The sequence below is a fragment of the Micromonospora sp. LH3U1 genome, assembly GCF_028475105.1.
Classification (GTDB): Bacteria; Actinomycetota; Actinomycetes; order Mycobacteriales; family Micromonosporaceae; genus Micromonospora.
Window position 1 is genome coordinate 1,017,670 of sequence record NZ_CP116936.1, and the last position, 18,835, is coordinate 1,036,504.

Annotated in this window: 11 protein-coding genes; 8 read left to right on the forward strand and 3 right to left on the reverse strand. The window is 72.6% G+C overall.

Translation table 11 applies throughout. From position 1 onward, the window contains the following. Positions 1-188 precede the first annotated feature (188 nt). From PCA76_RS04755 to PCA76_RS04770, 4 genes are all read left to right on the forward strand, one after another. On the forward strand, positions 189-1,874 hold the full coding sequence (locus tag PCA76_RS04755) for a non-ribosomal peptide synthetase (RefSeq protein WP_272615555.1): 1,686 nt from the start codon (positions 189-191) through the stop codon (positions 1,872-1,874). After that, positions 1,874-9,043: a non-ribosomal peptide synthetase/type I polyketide synthase gene (locus PCA76_RS04760; RefSeq protein WP_272615557.1), complete on the forward strand. Its 7,170-nt coding sequence runs from the start codon at positions 1,874-1,876 to the stop codon at positions 9,041-9,043. The genes PCA76_RS04755 and PCA76_RS04760 overlap by 1 nt, the downstream gene beginning before the upstream one ends. 12 nt (positions 9,044-9,055) lie before the next feature. After that, positions 9,056-9,856 (forward strand): thioesterase II family protein, encoded by an 801-nt coding sequence (locus tag PCA76_RS04765; RefSeq protein ID WP_272615558.1) that lies wholly within the window; start codon positions 9,056-9,058, stop codon positions 9,854-9,856. Between the two features lie 356 nt (positions 9,857-10,212). After that, a complete protein-coding gene (locus PCA76_RS04770; RefSeq protein ID WP_272619189.1) occupies positions 10,213-11,433 on the forward strand; it encodes a multidrug effflux MFS transporter in 1,221 nt (406 codons plus the stop codon). Positions 11,434-11,520: 87 nt separating this feature from the next. Here PCA76_RS04770 and PCA76_RS04775 read toward each other — a convergent pair whose 3' ends face one another. Beyond that, on the reverse strand, positions 11,521-12,192 hold the full coding sequence (locus tag PCA76_RS04775) for a hypothetical protein (RefSeq protein ID WP_272615559.1): 672 nt from the start codon (positions 12,190-12,192) through the stop codon (positions 11,521-11,523). Between the two features lie 23 nt (positions 12,193-12,215). Here PCA76_RS04775 and PCA76_RS04780 point away from each other — a divergent pair, with 23 nt between their 5' ends. Together PCA76_RS04780 and PCA76_RS04785 are read left to right on the forward strand one after the other, a co-directional pair. Then, a complete protein-coding gene (locus PCA76_RS04780) occupies positions 12,216-12,734 on the forward strand; it encodes an acyl-CoA thioesterase (protein WP_272615560.1) in 519 nt (172 codons plus the stop codon). Between the two features lie 142 nt (positions 12,735-12,876). Continuing rightward, positions 12,877-14,856: an acetoacetate--CoA ligase gene (locus PCA76_RS04785; RefSeq protein ID WP_272615561.1), complete on the forward strand. Its 1,980-nt coding sequence runs from the start codon at positions 12,877-12,879 to the stop codon at positions 14,854-14,856. Between the two features lie 252 nt (positions 14,857-15,108). On the opposite strand, the gene PCA76_RS04790 is transcribed toward PCA76_RS04785, so the two are convergent. Further along, complete coding sequence (locus PCA76_RS04790; RefSeq protein WP_272615563.1) at positions 15,109-15,798, reverse strand: TIGR03089 family protein; 690 nt, start codon at positions 15,796-15,798, stop codon at positions 15,109-15,111. A gap of 150 nt (positions 15,799-15,948) precedes the next feature. Here PCA76_RS04790 and PCA76_RS04795 point away from each other — a divergent pair, with 150 nt between their 5' ends. Both PCA76_RS04795 and PCA76_RS04800 read left to right on the forward strand, forming a co-directional pair. Then, a complete protein-coding gene (locus PCA76_RS04795; RefSeq protein ID WP_272615564.1) occupies positions 15,949-17,094 on the forward strand; it encodes a glycosyltransferase family 4 protein in 1,146 nt (381 codons plus the stop codon). 63 nt (positions 17,095-17,157) lie between these two features. Beyond that, positions 17,158-18,249, forward strand: coding sequence for a mannose-1-phosphate guanylyltransferase (locus PCA76_RS04800; RefSeq protein ID WP_272615565.1), 1,092 nt, complete (start codon positions 17,158-17,160; stop codon positions 18,247-18,249). Here the strand turns inward: PCA76_RS04800 and PCA76_RS04805 are convergent. Further along, positions 18,218-18,835 (reverse strand): NUDIX hydrolase, encoded by a 618-nt coding sequence (locus PCA76_RS04805; RefSeq protein ID WP_272615566.1) that lies wholly within the window; start codon positions 18,833-18,835, stop codon positions 18,218-18,220. The two genes, PCA76_RS04800 and PCA76_RS04805, sit on opposite strands and share 32 nt — an antisense overlap.

The window sequence follows — 18,835 nt, forward strand, 5'->3', positions numbered from 1 at the left end:
GGCGGCGAGCCGACCGCCCCGACGCTGCACGGCCTGGTCGCCGCCGCCGCAGCCCGCTGGCCGGATCACCCCGCGCTCGTCCAGGGCGACCGGTCGCTCAGCCACGCCGAGCTGGCCACCCGTGCCGCCGCCGTGCACGCCCACCTGAACGCCCGGGGGTACGCCCCGGCGACGCCGTCGCCGTCCTGTTGGACCGGAGTCTCGACTGGCCGGCCGCCCTGCTCGGCGTCCTGCGCGCGGGTGCCGCGTACGTGCCGCTGGACCCGGCGATCCCGCAGAAACGGTTGGCGCACGTCCTCGCCGACTCGTCGGCGGTGCTGGTGCTCGGCTCACGCGAAACCGGCCCGCCCACCACCGTCCTGCCGTTCGTCGCGGTCGAGGACGCGCTCGTTGCCGGCCCGCCCGCCGTGGTGGCACCGGTCCACCCGTCGGCACCGGCGTACGTGCTCTACACCTCGGGCACCACCGGCCAGCCCAAGGGCGTGTGCGTCAGTCACGGCAATCTCGTGCACACCCTGGAGGCGGTCGCCGAGCACTATGCGCTCACTCCCGCCGACCGGGTGCTCCAGTTCGCCGCGCTCGGCTTCGACGTGGCGGCAGAGGAACTGTTCGGGACGCTGATCCGAGGCGGTGCCGTGGTGCTGCCGCCGGCCGGCCCGGTACCCGGTCTCGACGAGCTGACCGCTCTGGCCCGCCGGGAGCGACTCACCGTGCTCAACCTGCCGGCGTCGTACTGGCACGAGTGGGTCGCGGCGCTGGACCGGCACCCGCCCGCGTCCTGCCCGCAGTTGCGGCTCGTGGTGGTCGGGAGCGAGCGGGTCGACGCGGGGCGGCTCGCCCAGTGGCGTGCTGCCGCTCCGGGTGTCCGGTGGCTCAACGCGTACGGCCCGACGGAGACCACCATCACCGCCACCGTTCACGAACCATCCGGCGACCGGGAATCCGCCACCGGCAGCGTTCCCGTGGGACGGCCGCTACCCGGCGTGCGGGCGTACGTCCTCGATCGTGGGCTGCGGCCGGTGCCGCGCGGCGTTCCGGGGGACCTGTGGCTCGGCGGACCCGGCGTGGCGCAGGGCTACGTCGGGGACCGCGCACGCACCGCCGCCAGCTTCCTCCCCGACCCGTGGGGCCTGCCCGGCACCCGCATGTACGGCACCCGGGACCGGGTACGCCTCGGCGTCGGCGGGGTGCTCGAGTTCCTCGGGCGCGAGGACGACCAGGTCAAGTTGCGCGGCTTCCGGATCGAGTTGGGTGAGATCGAGGCGGCGCTCGGCGCCCACACCCCGGTTGGGGAGGCGGCGGCGATGCTGCGCGAGGACGTACCGGGCCGACCCACCCTGGTCGGTTACGTGACGCCGACCGACGTGGACGTGGCGCTGCTCCGTGCGCACCTGGCCGACCGGCTTCCCGGCTACATGGTGCCGGCGACGATCGTCCTGCTCGACCGGCTGCCGCGAAGCGAGCGCGGCAAGGTCGACCGGGCCGCCCTTCCTCCGCCGCCGGTTCCGGCCCCGGCCCCGGCCGGGAACGGGATACCCGGCAGCGAGTTGGAGCGGGCGGTGGCGGCGATCTGGCGGGACGTGCTGGTGGTCGAGCACGTCGGCGTCGACGACAACTTCTTCGACATCGGGGGGCACTCGCTGCTCGTCATGCGGGTGCAGACGCACCTGATCGAGCGACTGGGCCGCACGGTGCCGGTGGTGGAGCTGTTCCGCCACTCCACCGTGCGGGCGCTCGCCCGGCACCTGGCGTCCGGGGACCGGCCGCCGGCGTTGTCCGCCGGGCACCACCGTGCCGAGACACGCAGAGCCATTCAACGGGGGCGCACGCCGCGACGTCGGCCGGGCGGGCACCAAGACATGGGGGAAGCATGATGACCGAGGTACGTCCGTTGCCCGACAACGCCATCGCTGTCGTTGGAATGGCACTCCGGGTCCCCGGGGCCGCCACCCTCGACGACTTCTGGGGCAACCTGCGGGACGGGGTCGAATCCATCACGACCCTCGGCGACGCCGACCTGATCGCCGACGGCGTCCCGCCCGAGGAGTTCAACCACCCGGACTATGTCCGCGCCCTCGGCGTCCTCGACGATCCAGCCGGCTTCGATGCCCGTTTCTTCGGTTTCTCGGCCCGCGAGGCGCAGCTGCTCGACCCACAGCACCGGCTGTTCCTGGAGTGCGTCTGGGAGGCGTTGGAGCACGCCGGTCACCCGTTCGACGCGACGGAACCGGTGACCGGTGTCTACGCCGGGGTGGGGGAAAGCTCCTACCTGCTGCACAACCTGCTGCCCAACGCGGACCTGGTGGCCCGGGTCGGCGCGTTCCAGACCTCCATCGGCAACGACAAGGATTTCATGCCGACCCGGGTGTCGTACAAGGTGAACCTGCACGGCCCCAGCATCAGCGTGCAGACCGGTTGTTCCACGTCGTTGGTCGCCGTGCACATGGCCGCCCAGGCACTGCTCGCCGGCGAGTGCGATGTCGCGTTGGCCGGCGGCGCCACCGTCATCGCACGCCGCCGCGGTTACCGGCACGCCCAGGGCGGTATCCTGTCGGCCGACGGCCACTGTCGAGCGTTCGACGCCGAGGCGACCGGCGCGGTGGCCGGCAGCGGCGCCGCGGTCGTCGTCCTCAAGCGGCTCGCCGACGCGGTCGCGGATGGCGACATCGTCCATGGGGTGATCCGAGGTTCGGCGGTGAACAACGACGGCGCTCGCAAGGTCGGCTTCACCGCGCCGAGCGTGGACGGGCAGGCCGACGTCATCGCCGAAGCGCTCGCCGTCGCCGGGGTCGCCCCCGACACGATCGGCTACGTCGAGGCGCACGGCACCGGCACCCCGCTCGGCGACCCGATCGAGGTGGCCGCGCTGAAGAGCGTGTTCCGCGACGTCCCGCCGGGCCGGATCGGGCTCGGCTCGGTCAAGACGAACGTCGGGCATCTCGACACCGCGGCCGGGGTGGTCGGTCTGATCAAGACGGTGCTGGCGTTGCAGGCGGGCGAGATCCCACCGTCGCTGCACTTCCGCACACCCAACCCCGAGCTGGGTCTGGCCGGGAGCCCCTTCCACGTCGTCGCAGCCCGCACCCCGTGGCCGGGCGAGGTGCGGCGCGCCGGGGTCAGCTCGTTCGGCATCGGCGGAACCAACGCCCACGTCGTACTGGAGGAGGCCCCGACCCCGGCACCGCGCGAGGAGAGCCGGCACCGCCACGTACTGCCCCTGTCGGCGGCTACGCCCACCGCTCTCGACACGGCCGCAGCCCGACTCGCCGCGCACCTGCGTGCCCACCCGGACCTGCCGCTGACCGACGTGGCGTACACGCTGCAACGAGGCCGTCGGACCCTGCCGTACCGCCGAGCGGTGGTCGGCGGCAGCCCCGCCAAGGTTGTCGAGGCGTTGGAGCGGCCGGCCGCGCGAGGCGCGGCCGAGACCGCCACCGACCGTGCGGTGCTGTTCACCTTTCCTGGTCAGGGCGCGCAGCGCAGCGGCATGGGCCAGGCCCTGTACGCCGGCGAGCCGGTCTTCCGCGCCGAGGTGGACCGGGCGGCCGAACTGCTGGAGCCGTTGATCGGCGAGGACATCCGCCGCCTGCTGTACCCCGCCGACGACGAGCGGGCCACCGCGGAGTTGCTCCACCAGACCCGGTACGCGCAGCCGGCGCTGTTCGTCGTCGAGTACGCGCTGGCGAAGCTCTGGGCGGAGTGGGGCGTGCGTCCGGCGGCGCTGCTGGGGCACAGCGTCGGCGAACTGGTGGCCGCCTGCCTGGCGGGGGTGTTCACGGTGCCCGACGCACTGCGCCTGGTCGCGGCGCGTGGCCGGCTGATGCAGGCGGCGGAGCCGGGCGCGATGCTCGCGGTGCCGCTGTCCGAGGACGATCTGCTGCCGCTCCTCGACGACGGGTTGGATCTCGCGGCCGTCAACGGGCCCCGGCAGTGCACCGTCTCCGGGGCGCCTGAGGACGTGGCCGCGTTCGAGGTCCGCCTCCGCGAGCGAGGGTTGACCGCGACCCGGCTGGCCACCTCGCACGCGTTCCACTCCCGGTCCATGGCCGCCGCCGCGGCGGCGTTCGAGACGGAGGTCGCCCAGGTGCGGCGGTCGGCGCCGGACATCCCCTTCGTGTCGAACGTGACCGGCACCTGGATCACCGCCGAGATGGCGACCAGCCCCTCGTACTGGTCCCGGCAGCTGCGGTCGACCGTCCGCTTCGCCGACGGCCTGGAGTCGCTGCGCCGTTCGGACGCCGTGCTGCTGGAGGTCGGTCCGGGACGGGTGCTGACCCGCCTCGCCGGAGGGCCGCCCGCCCGCGCCGTCGCATCGCTGCCGTCGGCCGGTCGGGACGCCGACGCGGAAACGGAGTTGCTCGCCGCCGTCGGGGCGCTGTGGCGGCTGGGTGCTCCGATCGACTGGGAGGCGCTGCATGGCGACGTGACGCCCCTGCGGACCGTCCTGCCCACCTACCCGTTCGAGCGGGAGCGCTGCTGGATCGATCCTCCGCGCGACACCGTGGCGGGCCGTACAGGTGTCGACGGGCTCACCGTGCGTGGCTACCGCAGGGCCGGAAGCGCCGGCCCGGCGGTCGCCGTGTCCGGCACCTGGCTGGCCTTCGGAGCCGGTCTCCCGGACGGCGTCGTCGACGAGCTGCGCGGGGCGGGCACCCGCGTGGTCGCCGCCGACCTCGACACGGCCACCGGCTCGCTCACCACGTCACTGGCACCGGACGAGCGGATCGCAGGCGTGCTGCTGGCGGTCGGGTCAGCCGACCCGTCGCCCGCGCTCGCGGCCCTGGGCGCAGCTCTCGCCGCGCGCGGCGACACGTACGCCCGGGTCGTCGTCGTCACCGACGGCGCACTGGACGTGACCGGCTCGGAGGACCTGGTGCCTCCGCGCGGAGTGCTCGTCGATTGGGCGGCTGGCGGTGCGCCTGGCACCCGGACGCTGCTCGACGTGGTCCCGGCCGCGACGTCGGCCGCCGCCCGTCGCCTCGCCGTCGCGGTGGCGCGGGAGATCCGTAGCGCGCATCCCGAGCCGGTCGTGGCCCTGCGTGGCGGGCACCGCTTCGTGCCGCACGTCATGCCCGCCCCGGCCGCCCCACCAGACCGGCACACCGGTGCGCTCTATCTGCTCGCCGGGGACGCGGTGGCGGGTGCCGCGTTCCGTCGGGCCCTCACCACCGCCGGCGCGACCGTCAGCGACCTCGGCGCCGACGGGCACGGCACGGCCGATCCGGCGACTGTCCTGGTCCCGGTGGACGGCCGCGCGTCCGTCGATGAGGCCCTGGCCGCGCTGGCGGCCGCCCGCGTCGACGCGCGGGGGCCAGTCGCCGCCGTCGAGGTGCACGTCCTCGGCGGTACGCCGGACACACCGCTCGCCGGCCGGATCGCCGCGCAGGTGGCGGCGAGTGGCCGGGAGTCCGACGCGGAGTGGGTGACCTACGTGTGGCCCGCCGGGGACCTGTCGGCGGTCGAACGGACCGTGGCCCGGGTGGTGGGTGCCGCATCCTCCACCTGTCACCTCGTGGTCACCGCACTCGACGAGACCGAGGAGACCGCCACCGAGACATCCGGCGACATCGCCGCGTACGCGGATTCGACCGAGCGCGAGGTGGCGGCGATCTTCGCCGACCTGCTCGGCGAACGGGACGTCGCACTCACCGCCGGCTTCTTCGAGCTGGGCGGGCACTCCCTGCTCGCCGCGCAGCTCGTCGCACAGGTCGGCAGGGTGTGTGGGGCGGACATCCCGCTGCGCGCCTTCGTCGCCGAACCGACGGTCCGTGGCCTCGCCGCCGCAGTCCGCGCGGCCCGAGCGGAGACCGGCGACGCCGGGCCGGAGTCGTTGCCGGCCGTCGTGCTGGACCCGGCGTCGGCGCATGTGCCGTTCCCGCTGACCGATGTGCAGCAGGCGTACTGGATCGGCCGCACCGGTGTGTTCGAGCTGGGCAATGTCGGCATGCACGGGTACGAGGAGTTCGACGTCCCCGAGCTGGACGTGCCTCGGTTGGAGCGGGCCCTGCGCCGGCTGATCCGGCGGCACGGGGCGCTTCGCGCCGTCGTACTGCCCCACGGCGAGCAGCAGGTCCTCGAGGAGGTGCCGGACTACGTGATCGTCACCGAGGACGTACGGGGTCGGCCGGATGCCGAGGTGACCGCGGTTCTTGAACGGACCCGCGCCGACATGTCGCACCAGGTGTTCGTCCCGGACCGGTGGCCGCTGTTCGAGCTGCGCGCCACCCTGCTCGACGACGGCCAGGGTCGGGTGCACTACAGCATCGACGGCCTGATCACCGACGCGTGGGCGTCGAGCATCGTGATGCGCGAGTTGACCCTGCTCTACAACGAGCCGGACGCGACCCTGCCCGAGCTGGAGTTGAGTTTCCGCGACTACGTGCTCGCCGCGCAGGCCGCTGAGTCGACCGACCGGTACCAGCGTGCCGCCGCGTACTGGCAGGAGCGGGTGCCGACGTTGGCTCTCGCACCGGAGCTGCCGCTGGCGGCCGACCCGCACACCATCGCCGCGCCACGCTTCGCCCGGCTCACCGGGCAGGTGCCGGCGGAGGTGTGGGGTCCGGTCAAGGCCGCCGCCTCCCGGCGCGGCCTCACCCCGACCGCGCTGCTGCTGGCCGCGTACGGCGAAGTGGTTGCCACCTGGTCGAAGACCCGGCGGTTCAGCCTCAATCTGCCCATGGCTCACCGGTTGCCGCTGCACCCGCAGGTCGACGCGATCCTCGGTGACTTCACGTCGGTGACGCTGCTGGAGATCGACGCGGTCGGCGCGGCGTCGTTCGAGACGCGCGCTCGGGCGATCCGGGACCAACTCCTCGCGGACCTGGACCACGGCCTGTTCAGTGGAGTGCGGGTCGCGCGGGAGCTGAAGCGGGTACGCGGCGACGCGGCCGCCGTCCTGCCGGTGGTGTTCACCAGCCTGTTCCAGGGCATCGGGGGGCACCCACAGATCGGCGAGGTGGTCTACAGCATCTCCCAGACGCCCCAGATCTGGATCGACACCCAGGTGTACGAGCTCGACGGCGCTCTGGTGCTGGACATCGACGCCGTCGAAGACCTCTTCCCCGACGGCATGGTCGCCGCGATGCACGCGGCGACGTTGAAGGTGGTCAGCTGGCTCGCGGCCGACGAGGCGCACTGGGTCGACCCGGTGCCGTCACTCGTGCCCAGCGCGGAGTTGGCAGCCCATGCGGCGTACAACCGCACCGACGGGCCGCTGCCGACGGGCCTGCTGCATGAGCCGTTCTTCGCCACGGCCGCCCGGGTGCCCGAACGCCCGGCCGTGATCACGCCGACCCGTTCGCTCACCTACGGCGAGCTGGCGGACCGCGCGCGGGCGATCGCCGCCCACCTCGGCGGCCTGCGGGTGCGCCCCGACGAGCTCGTCGCAGTGGTGATGGACAAGGGCTGGGAGCAGTGCGCCGCCGTTCTCGGCGTTCTCGCCGCCGGTGCCGCCTACCTGCCGATCGATCCCGATCTGCCCGACGAGCGGGTGCGTTTCCTGCTGGCGCACGGACAGGTGCGCGCGGTGCTGACGCAGGGGCACCTGGCGGACTCGGGCGTGGAGCGGTTCGGCGACCTCGAGGTTCTGCGAGTGGACGACCTGCGGGCACTCCCGGCGGGCGAGCTGCCCGCGATCGCCACCACGCCCCGGGACCTGGCCTACGTCATCTTCACCTCCGGGTCGACCGGCCTGCCCAAGGGCGTGATGATCGACCATCGGGGTGCGCTCAACACCGTCGTCGACATTAACGAACGCTTCCGGGTGGGCGAGGACGACCGGGTCCTGGCGCTGTCGTCGCTGAGCTTCGACCTGTCCGTGTACGACGTCTTCGGTCCGCTCGCCGTCGGCGGCGCGGTGGTGATCCCGGAGGCGGCCGCACACCGCGATCCGGCTGCCTGGCTCGATCTGGTCACCAAGGCCAACGTGACGATCTGGAACTCGGTGCCGGCTCTCATGGAGCTGTTCGTCGAGCACCTCACGGTCCGGGACGCCACCGGCGGCCTGCGGCTGGTCATGCTCAGCGGTGACTGGATCCCGGTTGCCCTGCCGGACCGGATCCGCCAGGTGCTCGACGGGCCCGAGGTGGTCAGCCTCGGCGGCGCGACGGAGGCGTCCATCTGGTCGATCCTGTATCCGGTCGGGGAGGTGCCGGCGACCTGGACGAGCATCCCGTACGGGCGTCCCATGGTGAACCAGACGTTCCACGTCCTCGACGATGCGCTGCGACCCCGACCGACCGGGGTGCCCGGGCAGCTGCACATCGGTGGCGTCGGCCTGGCCAGGGGCTACCTGCGGGACGAGGCGAGGACGGCGGCGAGCTTCGTCGTGGACCCGGCGACCGGGGAGCGCCTGTACCGCACCGGTGATCTCGGACGGTTCCTGCCGAGCGGGGAGATCGAATTCCTCGGCCGTGAGGACTTCCAGGTCAAGGTGCAGGGATACCGCATCGAACTCGGCGAGATCGAGGCCGCCCTCGCCCAGCACCCGGAGGTCCGGGGCGCGGTGGTGGTGGCGCACGGCGAGCCCCGTGGCGCCAAGCGTCTCGTCGGCTTCGTCGTCCCGCAGGTCCCGGGTGGCATGCCAGTGGATGTGCGGGAGTTCCTCGCGGGCAAGCTGCCCGGATACATGGTGCCGGCTGCGTTCCACGAGATCGACGAGCTGCCCCTGACCGCCAACGGGAAGGTCGACCGGCGGCCACTGCTTGATCTGGCCGACGCGGTCGAGACGGACGACGTGCCGTACGAGGCGCCGCGATCCGTCCTGGAGGAGACCGTCGCCGAGGTCTGGGCCAGCATCCTGCGGGTCGACCGGATCGGTGTGCACGACAACTTCTTCGCCCTCGGCGGCGACTCGCTGCTGGCGATGCGGGCGGTGGTGCACCTGCGCAAGGCGTTCGACGTGCAGGTGCCCATCCGGGTGCTCTTCGACAGCCAGACCCTGGAGGCTGCCGCCCTCGCCATCGAGGACCAACTGCTCGCTGAGCTGGAGGAGATGTCCGACGAGGAGGCCAGTTCCCTGCTGTCCAACGAGCCGACGTACTAGGAGATCCGTCCCGTGAATCGCCTCACGACACACCCGGCCGGCCGTGCCCAGGGCTGGCTCGCCGTGCCGCCGCGCCGCCGCGCCGTCCCGGCTGTCCGACTGATCTGCCTGCCGTACGCCGGCGGGGGATCCTCGGCATACACCGGCTGGCAGGAGCTGCTGGGCGCCGACGTCGAGGTCTGCCCCGTCGAGCTGCCCGGCCGGCAGTCCCGTTGGCGCGACCCGGCGTACACGCAGGTAGGGCCGCTGGTAGAAGTCCTCGCGTCGGCGCTGGCCGGTGAGTTGGACGTGCCGTACGCCCTGTTCGGGCACAGCATGGGGGCGCTGGTGGCCTTCGAGCTGGTCCGTGAGCTACGCCGGCGCGGAGCGCCGCCGCCCCGGATTCTCTTCGCCGCTGGTGGCCTCGCGCCAGGGCTGCGGCGCACGTCGCCGAACATCCACGACCAGCCGGACGCGATCGTCGTCGACCGGCTGCGCAAGCTGGGCGGTATCGACGAGGAGATCCTGGCCGAGCCCGAACTGCTCGAACTCCTGCTGCCGGCGATCCGCGCCGACTTCTCGGTCTGCGAGACCTACGAGTACGCGCCGGAGCCGCCGCTGACCTGCCCGATCGTCGCCTTCGCGGGGGACCGGGACGAGGACGTGCCCCCGGAGCGGGTTGCGCCGTGGCGTGAGCACACGTCGGCGGGGTTCGCCCTGCACGTGCTGCCGGGCGGCCACTTCTTTCCGATGACCTCCCGGGGTGCCCTGCTGCGCACGGTCCGTGCCGTTCTGGCGGTGGGAGGCTCGATGGCGGCCGGCTGCCCACTCTGAGGTCGTCCGCCGGCCGGCGTCGTCAACATAAGGGACCGGGGCGGCGTGACTCCCCACACATCGGGAACGTCGTACCCCTCCTGGACGTTGGCGACCGAGAGAATCACCATCGGATGATCGCCTCATCCGGCCACCCCGCCACGACCCCTGCCTCGTCACTTTCTCGCTGTCCAATGTCGGGCACCTCACACCGTGCCCGCCGCATTCGTGGGTGCGATGCCGCCCCGCACCGCGCGTGACGACGCACCAGCTTCCGCAGAGAGAACGAGATGATGAAGCAGTTGGTGGACAAGACCGGCCCCGGCACCCGCGGGGTAGAGCCGAGTACGACCGAGGAAGTGCTGCCCGGCGACCTGATGACCAACCGCCAGCGGGTCCAACTCGTCCTCGTGCTGGGCGCGATGATCGCGATCGGGCCGTTGACCATCGACATGTACCTGCCCGCGCTGCCCGCCATCACGGCGGGTCTACAGACCACCGAGACCGCGGTGCAGTTGACGCTGACCGGCACGCTGGTCGGCCTCGCGTTGGGCCAGTTGCTGATCGGGCCGCTCTCCGACGTGGTCGGACGGCGTCTGCCGCTGCTGGCCGGGCTGGCCGTGCACATCGCGGCATCCGTGCTCTGCGTCTTCGCGCCCAACATCGAAGTGCTCGGCGCGCTGCGCGTCCTGCAGGGGCTCGGCGTCGCGGCCGCCACCGTGGTCGCGACGGCCGTCGTCCGCGACCTGTTCAGTGGCGCCTCCTTCGCCCGGATCTTCTCCCGCCTGATGCTCGTCATGGGCCTGGCGCCCATCCTCGCGCCGACCCTGGGCAGCGGCCTGCTGCGCTGGACCGAGTGGCGCGGTGTCTTCGCGGCGCTGGCGGTGCTGGGTGCGCTGCTGATCGTCGTCGCCGCGCTCCGGCTCCCGGAGACCCTTCCGCTGGCGCGGCGGCGCACGGGTGGGGTGGGCGCCACCCTGCGCGACTACCGAGGGCTGCTCAACGACCGGGCGTTCGTCGGCCTGGTGCTGGTCGCCGGGCTGGCGATGGCGGCCCTGTTCGCGTACGTTTCCGGGTCGTCGTTCGTGCTTCAGCAGGAGTACGGCCTCGACGAGCAGCAGTTCGGCGTGGCCTTCGGGGCCGGCGCCGTGGGCCTGATCGCGGCTACCCAGTTCAACGTCCGGCTGCTCCGCCGCTACACCCCGCAGCAGATCCTGATCAGTGCCCTGATCGCCGGAACGGCGGCCGGGCTCCTGCTGGTCATGTTCGCCGCGACCGGCTTCGGTGGACTGGGCACCCTGCTCGCGTCGCTGTGGCTCGTCCTGGCCGCCGCTGGTCTGGCCCTGCCGAATGCTCCGGCGCTGGCCATGAGCCGGCACAGCGAAGCCGCTGGCACCGCCGCGGCCCTGCTCGGTGCCGTGCAGTTCGGCATCGGTGCGGTGTCGGCGCCGCTGGCGGGCCTGTTCGGCACCGGGAGCGTACCGATGGCGATCGTCATCGCCGGCGGCATGGCCGCCGCGCTGATCGTCATGCTCCTCGTCGTTCCCCGCGCCAGCCTCGGCACGGTCGACCCGGACCTGGCGGTCGCCCTGCACTAGCACCTGCTATGCCGCACCGCGTCCAGGACCTCGGCGGAGCCCAGGCCCTGACAGGGGGCGGGCCGGTCGCCCGGCCCGCCCCGACGATCAGCGGATCTCGGTGGTGTCCTCGGGGCGCGACTGGCCGCGCGGTGGGGCCGACCAGGGCGACTCGCCACCCACCCGGCGTGGCAGCGGGTCAGTCGGTGTCGAATCGGCCGGGTAACCCAGAGTGAGGGGCGCGGTTTCGCGCTCCGCGGGCGCGGGGGACGGCCAGTCGGTCGGCGTGAAGTCGTCGCGGCGCGGGCCGCCGTCCGGCCCGGGGACCGGCGCGGTGGCCGGCTCGGTCGCCGGGCTCGGCCACTGCCGCCAACGCTGCACGCTGAAGGTCGCCATCAGCAGCAGCAGGCCGACCAGGAAGAGCGTGCCGTTCTCCACGGGCAGACGCAGCGGCAGCGGATCGCCGAACACCTTCCACCCGTGCGGGATCGCGTCCCGCACCGAGAAGGGCGCCACGAACATCCCGATGTACGGGATGACCAGCAGCAATCCAGCCACCAGCGGGCCCAGCGGCGAGAAGCGCAGCGTGCCGAGCAGGCCCAGCAGGACACCGCCGACACCGAGGTACACGGCTGGCTCGATCAGGTTGGCGGTGTTGAACGTGCCGGTCTCCACCCAGCGGTCGACCGTCCGGCTCGACCCGTCCTGCCCCAGTGTGACCAGCACCCAGGTGATGGGCGCCACCACCAGCCCGGCGAGGAAGCTCCAGAGATGTCGCATCCGCGCACCGTACCGTTTTCGTCATGACTGAGCACCTCTCCGCCCCTCCGATCGGCAAGCCGACGTCGTACTCACGCGTCACGCTGAGCAAGATCATGACCGCTGTGGACGTGAACCTCTACGGCACGGTGCACGGCGGGGTTCTGATGAAGTTCGTCGACGACGTGGCCGGCGCCGCTGCTGCCCGGCACAGCGGCGGAACCGCGGTGACCGCCGCGATCGACGAGATCGTTTTCTCCGAGGCCGTCCGGGTCGGCGACCTCGTGCACGCGCACGCGCAGGTGAACTGGACCGGCCAGACCTCCATGGAGGTGGGCGTGCGGGTGGTCGCCGAACGATGGGACTCGGCCGAGGACGCGCCGGTCCGGGTGGCCACCGCGTACCTGGTCTTCGTCGGGGTGGACGTGGGCGGGGCGCCGCGGGTGGTCCGCCCGGTGCTGCCGGAGACCGCAGAGGACGAGCGCCGGTACAAGGAGGCGGAGATCCGTCGCGCGCACCGTCTTGCCCGCCGCCGCGCCATCCAGGCCCACCGCGCCGGCTGACCCACATGAGGTGGCGGGGTGGAGTGTGGGGTGGGCACGCGTCGGTTGGCGTACCCGGTGCGCAGAATGGCGCTTCGAGGTAGGGCAAGATGGCGCCACGGCCCATTCACAGTGTCGTGTCGGGCCAGGGGAGGGTGGAACAGTGGGTGACATGCTGTGGGCGCCGCCGGCGGACGTACGCGAGCGGTCCCGGATCGGCGGCTACCTGCGCTGGCTGCGGGAGCACCGTGGGCTGGACTTCGCCGACTACGACGCGCTGTGGCGCTGGTCCACCACCGATCTGGACGGGTTCTGGCGCTCGATCTGGGACCACTTCGAGGTGGTCGCACACACCCCGCCGACCGCCACCCTGGCCGAGCGGGGGATGCCCGGCGCCCGCTGGTTCCCCGGGGCCACGCTCAACTACGCGGAGAACGTCCTGCGGATGCCGGGGCGTCTCGACGACGACCCGGTGGTCGTCGCACACGGGCAGACGCGACCACCGGTCACGCTGACCGCCGGGGACCTTCGCGAGCAGGTCCGCCGCGTGTCGGCCGGGCTGCGCCGGCTCGGCGTCACCGCCGGTGACCGAGTGGCGGCGTACGCCCCGAACATCCCGGAGACGTACGTCCTGTTGCTGGCCACCGCCAGCCTGGGCGCGATCTTCTCGTCCTGCGCTCCCGAGTTCGGCACCCGCAGTGTCACCGACCGGTGGCAGCAGATCGAGCCGACCGTGCTGGTCGCCGTGGACGGCTACCGGTACGGCGACAAGCCGGTGGACCGGCGCGCCGAGGTCGCCGCCATCCGGGCCGCTCTGCCGTCGCTGCGGCACACCGTCAGCATCGCGTACCTGGACCCGACGGCCGCACCGGAGGGTGTGCTGGGCTGGGCCGAGCTGGCCGCGCCCACCGACGAGCCGTTGACGTTCACGCCGGTGCCGTTCGACCACCCGCTGTACGTGCTCTACTCCTCGGGCACCACCGGCCTGCCCAAGCCGATCGTGCACGGCCACGGCGGCATCCTGCTGGAGCACCTGAAGATGCTCGCCCTGCACCACGACCTGGGCCCCACCGACCGGTTCTTCTGGTTCACCACCACCGGCTGGATGATGTGGAACTTCCTGGTCTCCGGTCCGGCGGTGGGCGCGACCATCGTGCTCTTCGACGGCAACCCGGGCCACCCCGATCTCAGTGGGATGTGGCGGCTTGCGGCGGAGACCGGCACCACGTATTTCGGCACCTCCGCGCCGTTCCTGCTGGCCTGCCGCAAGGCCGGGCTGGTGCCCCGGGACGTCGCCGACCTGTCGGCGCTGCGGGGTGTGGGTTCCACCGGTGCGCCGCTGCCCGCCGAGGGCTTCCACTGGGTGTACGAGACCGTCGGCGACCACCTCCAACTCCAGTCGCTCTCCGGCGGCACCGATGTGTGCACCGGCTTCGTCGGTGGGGTACCACTGCTGCCGGTGTACGCCGGTGAGATCGCCTGCCGTGCGCTGGGCGCGAAGGTGGAGGCCCGTTCCGCCGACGGCACCCCGGTCATCGGTGAGCTGGGCGAGCTGGTGATCACCGAGCCGATGCCGAGCATGCCGGTGGGCTTCTGGAACGACCCGGACGGCACCCGATACCGGGAGGCGTACTTCGACGTCTACCCGGGTGTCTGGCGGCACGGCGACTGGATCACCATCAACGAGCGGGGCGGCTGCGTGATCACCGGACGCTCCGATGCCACGCTGAACCGTGGTGGGGTGCGGCTGGGCACCGCCGAGTTCTACTCGGTGGTCGAAGGGCTGGACGAGGTGCTCGACTCGGTCGTCGTGCACCTGGAGGACGACGAGGGTGGCGCCGGTGAGCTGCTGCTCTTCGTGGTGCTGGACGAGGGTCTGGAGCTGGACGACCCGATGCGCACCAAGATCTGCCGCGAACTGCGGACCGCGCTCTCGCCCCGGCACGTGCCCGACGAGATCCACCAGGTGCGCTCGGTGCCCCGCACCCTGTCGGCGAAGAAGCTGGAGGTCCCGGTCAAGAAGATCCTCACCGGCACCCCGGTCGACCAGGCCGCAGCCAAGGGCGCCCTAGCCAACCCCGAATCCCTAACAGCCTTCGCAGCCCTAGCCCAACGCCGATCCCCCAACAACACCCCCGCCTAACCCCACCGCCGCCCGCCCCGCCGCCCCGCCGCCGCCCCTGCGGCCCCCACCCCGCCCCCGCGGCCCCGCCGCGCCCCGCCGCCGCCCCCGCCCCGTCGATCTAGGGCATATCGTCGTCGGATGATCTCCGATCACAGCGATATGCCCTAGATCGACGAGAACAGGGGGCGCGGCGGGGCGCGCGGGGCGCGCGGGGCGCGCCCGTGGGCCTCCGCGCGCCGCCGGAGGGCCAAGGGGGCGCCGGGCGGAGGGTTACGGGAGGGTGTGGGTGGCTTTTTCTGTGGTTAGGCGGGCGGTTAGGCGGGCTGGGTCGAGGTTGGCGCAGAGGACCACGGTGGCGGCCTGGGTCAGGGGGGCCAGGAGCCAGTCGACCGGGTCGGGGTGCCGGGCGGCGTCGACGAGGACCCGGGCGCCGGGAAGGATGCCCAGCTCCGCGGCGCGGGCCTCGGCGCGGGCCAGCAGGTGCTCGTCGGTGGGGCCCGGCCCGGGTTGCGGGGTGAATTGATCACCGTGCCGGCGTACTTCGACCACGTAGTCGGCGAACCCGGGTGGCACCTGCCGTAGCGGTGCGGCGAGCGGGGCCAACCCCAGGGCGTACCGCTCGTCGGCCGGCCAGGATTGCGCCTCGTCCAGCCGGTCGATGGCGGCGAAGAGCACATCCACGTCGCCCGTTGTGTCGACGACGCTCAGCTTGGCCGACCAGCAGCCCAGCAGCACCGCGGCGGCCTGCCAGTGCGGCGGCAGCAACACGCCGGCCGGGGTGCCCGGGGCGAGGCCAACCTCGTCGACGAGAAGGTTGGCGGTCTTCGCCACCCAGTTCGCCAATGTGGCGCCGGAAAGCTCGGTGCGGTCGCCACTGGCATCGTCGTACCAGGTGAGCAAGGGTCGGGTCGGGTCGGTCGCGATCGCGTCGGCGAACACCCGGGCAATGTTGTCGGCCATCGGCGCGAACGATACGCCCCTGCGGGCCGTACTCGATGACGATGACAAGTCGGCGTACCGTCGGGTCGCAGTCAGCGTCGGCCCCGCGCCCCGGCGTAGGCTTGGCCCCCGGAGTGTTTTTTCCCACAGACCCGTGCAAGGAGTCGCCCCGTGACCGCCGGTCGCCCGCCCCGCGTGCTCATCGACGCCACGAGTGTCCCCGCCGACCGTGGTGGTGTCGGTCGATACGTTGACGGTCTGCTCGGTGCCCTCGGCAAGGTGTGCGGGTCGGGGGTGGAACTGGCGGTGGTCAGCCTCCGCACCGACCTGGAGCGTTACACCCGGATGCTGCCCGGCGCGGAGATCATCCCCGCCCCGGCCGCCGTGGCGCACCGCCCGGCCCGGCTCGCGTGGGAGCAGACCGGCCTGCCGCTGCTCGCCCAGCAGGTGGGCGCACACGTGCTGCACTCGCCCTTCTACACCTGCCCGCTGCGGGCCGGTTGCCCGGTCACGGTCACCGTGCACGACGCGACGTTCTTCACCGAGCCGGAGCACTACGACAAGTCCCGCCGCACGTTCTTCCGCAGCGCCATCAAGACCTCGCTGCGCCGCGCCAACCGGGTGATCGTGCCCAGCAAGGCCACCCGGGACGAGCTGATCCGGCTGCTCGACGCCGACCCGACGCGGATCGACGTGGCCTACCACGGTGTCGACCAGGCCGCCTTCCACGCCCCCACCGAGGAGGAGAAGGCCCGCGTACGCGCCCGGCTGGGGCTGGGCAACAGCAGCTACGTCGCCTTCCTCGGTGCCAAGGAGCCGCGTAAGAACGTGCCCAACCTGATTCGTGGTTGGGCGCGTGCGGTGGCCGACCGGGTCGACCCACCGGCCCTGGTGATCGCCGGTGGCCAGGGGCACGACGACGACATCGACCGGGCGGTGGCCGAGGTCCCGTCGCACCTGCGTCTGCTGCGCCCCGGCTACCTGCGCTACGCCGACCTGCCTGGTTTCCTCGGTGGCGCACTTGTCGCCGCCTATCCGTCCTACGGCGAGGGGTTCGGGCTGCCGATCCTGGAGGCGATGGCGTGCGCCGCCCCGGTGCTGACCACGCCCCGGCTCTCGCTGCCCGAGGTGGGCGGCGACGCGGTCGCGTACACCTCGGAGGACCCGGAGCAGATCGGCACCGACCTCGCGGCCCTGCTCGACGACGAGCAGCGGCGGCTGTCGCTGGCGAAGGCCGGGTTCGACCGGGCCAAGGAGTTCACCTGGGAGTCCAGCGCCGAGGTGCACATCGCCGCCTGGAGTCGCGCCAGTTCGTGACCCCTCCCGGTCGCGGCGGTGACCCGTGCCACTTCGGGAAGGTGCGTCGGGCATGATGGGCGGATGCTTTATGCGGTCATTCCGGCAGGTGGCAGTGGCACGAGGTTGTGGCCGTTGTCCCGCGCTGGCCACCCCAAGTTCCTTCACCCGCTGACCGGCACCAGCGCTTCGCTGCTCCAGGCGACCGTGGAACGGCTCGCGCCGCTGACCACACCGGATCGGACCCTTGTGGTCACCGGTGCCGCGCACGTCGCGGCGGTGGCTCGGCAGCTGACCGGTCTGCCGGAGGAGAACATCCTGGTCGAGCCGTCGCCCCGGGATTCCTGCGCGGCGATCGCGTTGGCCGCCGCGGTGATCGCGGTGCGGGACCCGGACGCGGTGATGGGCAGCTTCGCGGCCGACCACCTGATCCGCGACCCGGAGAGCTGGGTCCGCACGGTCCAGGAGGCGGTCCGCGGGGCCGAGCAGGGCATGTTGATGACCGTCGGGATCACCCCGACCCGGGCGGAGACCGGCTACGGCTACCTGGAGACCGGCGAGGAGACCGAGGGTTCGCCGTGGCGGCCGGTGGCCGAGTTCAAGGAGAAGCCGGGCGCCGAGGTCGCCGAGGCGTACGTCCGTTCGGGCCGGCACCTGTGGAACGCGAGCATGTTCGTGTGGCGGGTGGACGTCTTCCTCGCCGAGTTGGCCCGCCAGCAGCCGGCGCTGCACGCCGGCGTCGCCGCGATCGCCGCCGCCTGGGGCACCCCGGAGCAGGACGAGATCCTCGGCGCGATCTGGCCGACCCTGCCGAAGATCTCCGTCGACTACGCGGTGATGGAGGGCGCGGCCACCGCGGGTCGTGTCGCGACCGTGCCGGGCGACTTCGGCTGGAACGATGTCGGTGACTTCCACACGTTGGGCGACGTGCTGCCGGCCGACGACGCGGGCAACGTGGTGCTCGGCACCGACGCCAAGCCGGGTGTGCTGCTACAGGACAGCACCAACCTGGTGGTGGTGCCGCAGTCCGGTCGGTTGGTGGCCGTCCTCGGGTTGCACGACCTGATCGTGGTGGACACCCCGGACGCGGTGCTGGTCTGCCCGCGGGACCGGGCCCAGGAGGTCAAGGCCCTGGTCGACGAGCTCAAAGGGCGGGGCGAAGAGGGCTACGTCTGAGGGCTGCGAGGGCCGGTGCGACAAGTTGCACGGTCCCGCCGGCCAGCGGCTCGGGTAGTTGGTCCGGCGGGAACCAGCCCAGCTCCTCGGCCTCGTCGCTGACCTGCTCCACCGCTCCGGGCGGGGCGAGCACGGCGAAGCGGATGTCGTGGTGCAGGGAACCGCCCTGGCACTGCACCGGGTGCACGTCCACGTCGATCGGCACCGGGTCGATGCGCAGGCCGGCGATCCCGGACTCCTCGGTGGCCTCGCGGAGCGCGGCGGCGACCAGGGTCTCGTCGGTCGGCTCGCAGTGCCCGCCGAGCTGCACCCAACGCCCGAACTTGCCGTGCAGGCAGAGCAGCACCCGCGCGCCGGTGGCGTCCAGCACCAGCGCGCTCGCGGTGAGGTGCCCCGGGCGGTGCTGCCGGCTCATCGTGACCGGGCCGGCACTGAGCAGGCGGAGGGTCCGGTCCCGCGCGACGGCCGCCTCCGGGCTGGTGGGCTGCCAGCCCTCAAGCAGCGCGGTGGCGTCGGCGTGCAGCGCCGCGTACGCCTCGGGGTCGGACGTGTGGGCGGTCGGTTCGGTGATCGCGGTGTCAGGCAC

Excerpts from the sequence above, each read along its gene's own strand:
- PCA76_RS04760 (WP_272615557.1), top strand. The coding sequence starts at position 1,874 with ATGACCGAGGTACGTCCGTTGCCCGACAACGCCATCGCTGTCGTTGGA.
- PCA76_RS04770 (WP_272619189.1), top strand. The coding sequence starts at position 10,213 with ATGACCAACCGCCAGCGGGTCCAACTCGTCCTCGTGCTGGGCGCGATG.
- PCA76_RS04775 (WP_272615559.1), bottom strand. The coding sequence starts at position 12,192 with ATGCGACATCTCTGGAGCTTCCTCGCCGGGCTGGTGGTGGCGCCCATC.
- PCA76_RS04780 (WP_272615560.1), top strand. The coding sequence starts at position 12,216 with ATGACTGAGCACCTCTCCGCCCCTCCGATCGGCAAGCCGACGTCGTAC.
- PCA76_RS04790 (WP_272615563.1), bottom strand. The coding sequence starts at position 15,798 with ATGGCCGACAACATTGCCCGGGTGTTCGCCGACGCGATCGCGACCGAC.
- PCA76_RS04800 (WP_272615565.1), top strand. The coding sequence starts at position 17,158 with ATGCTTTATGCGGTCATTCCGGCAGGTGGCAGTGGCACGAGGTTGTGG.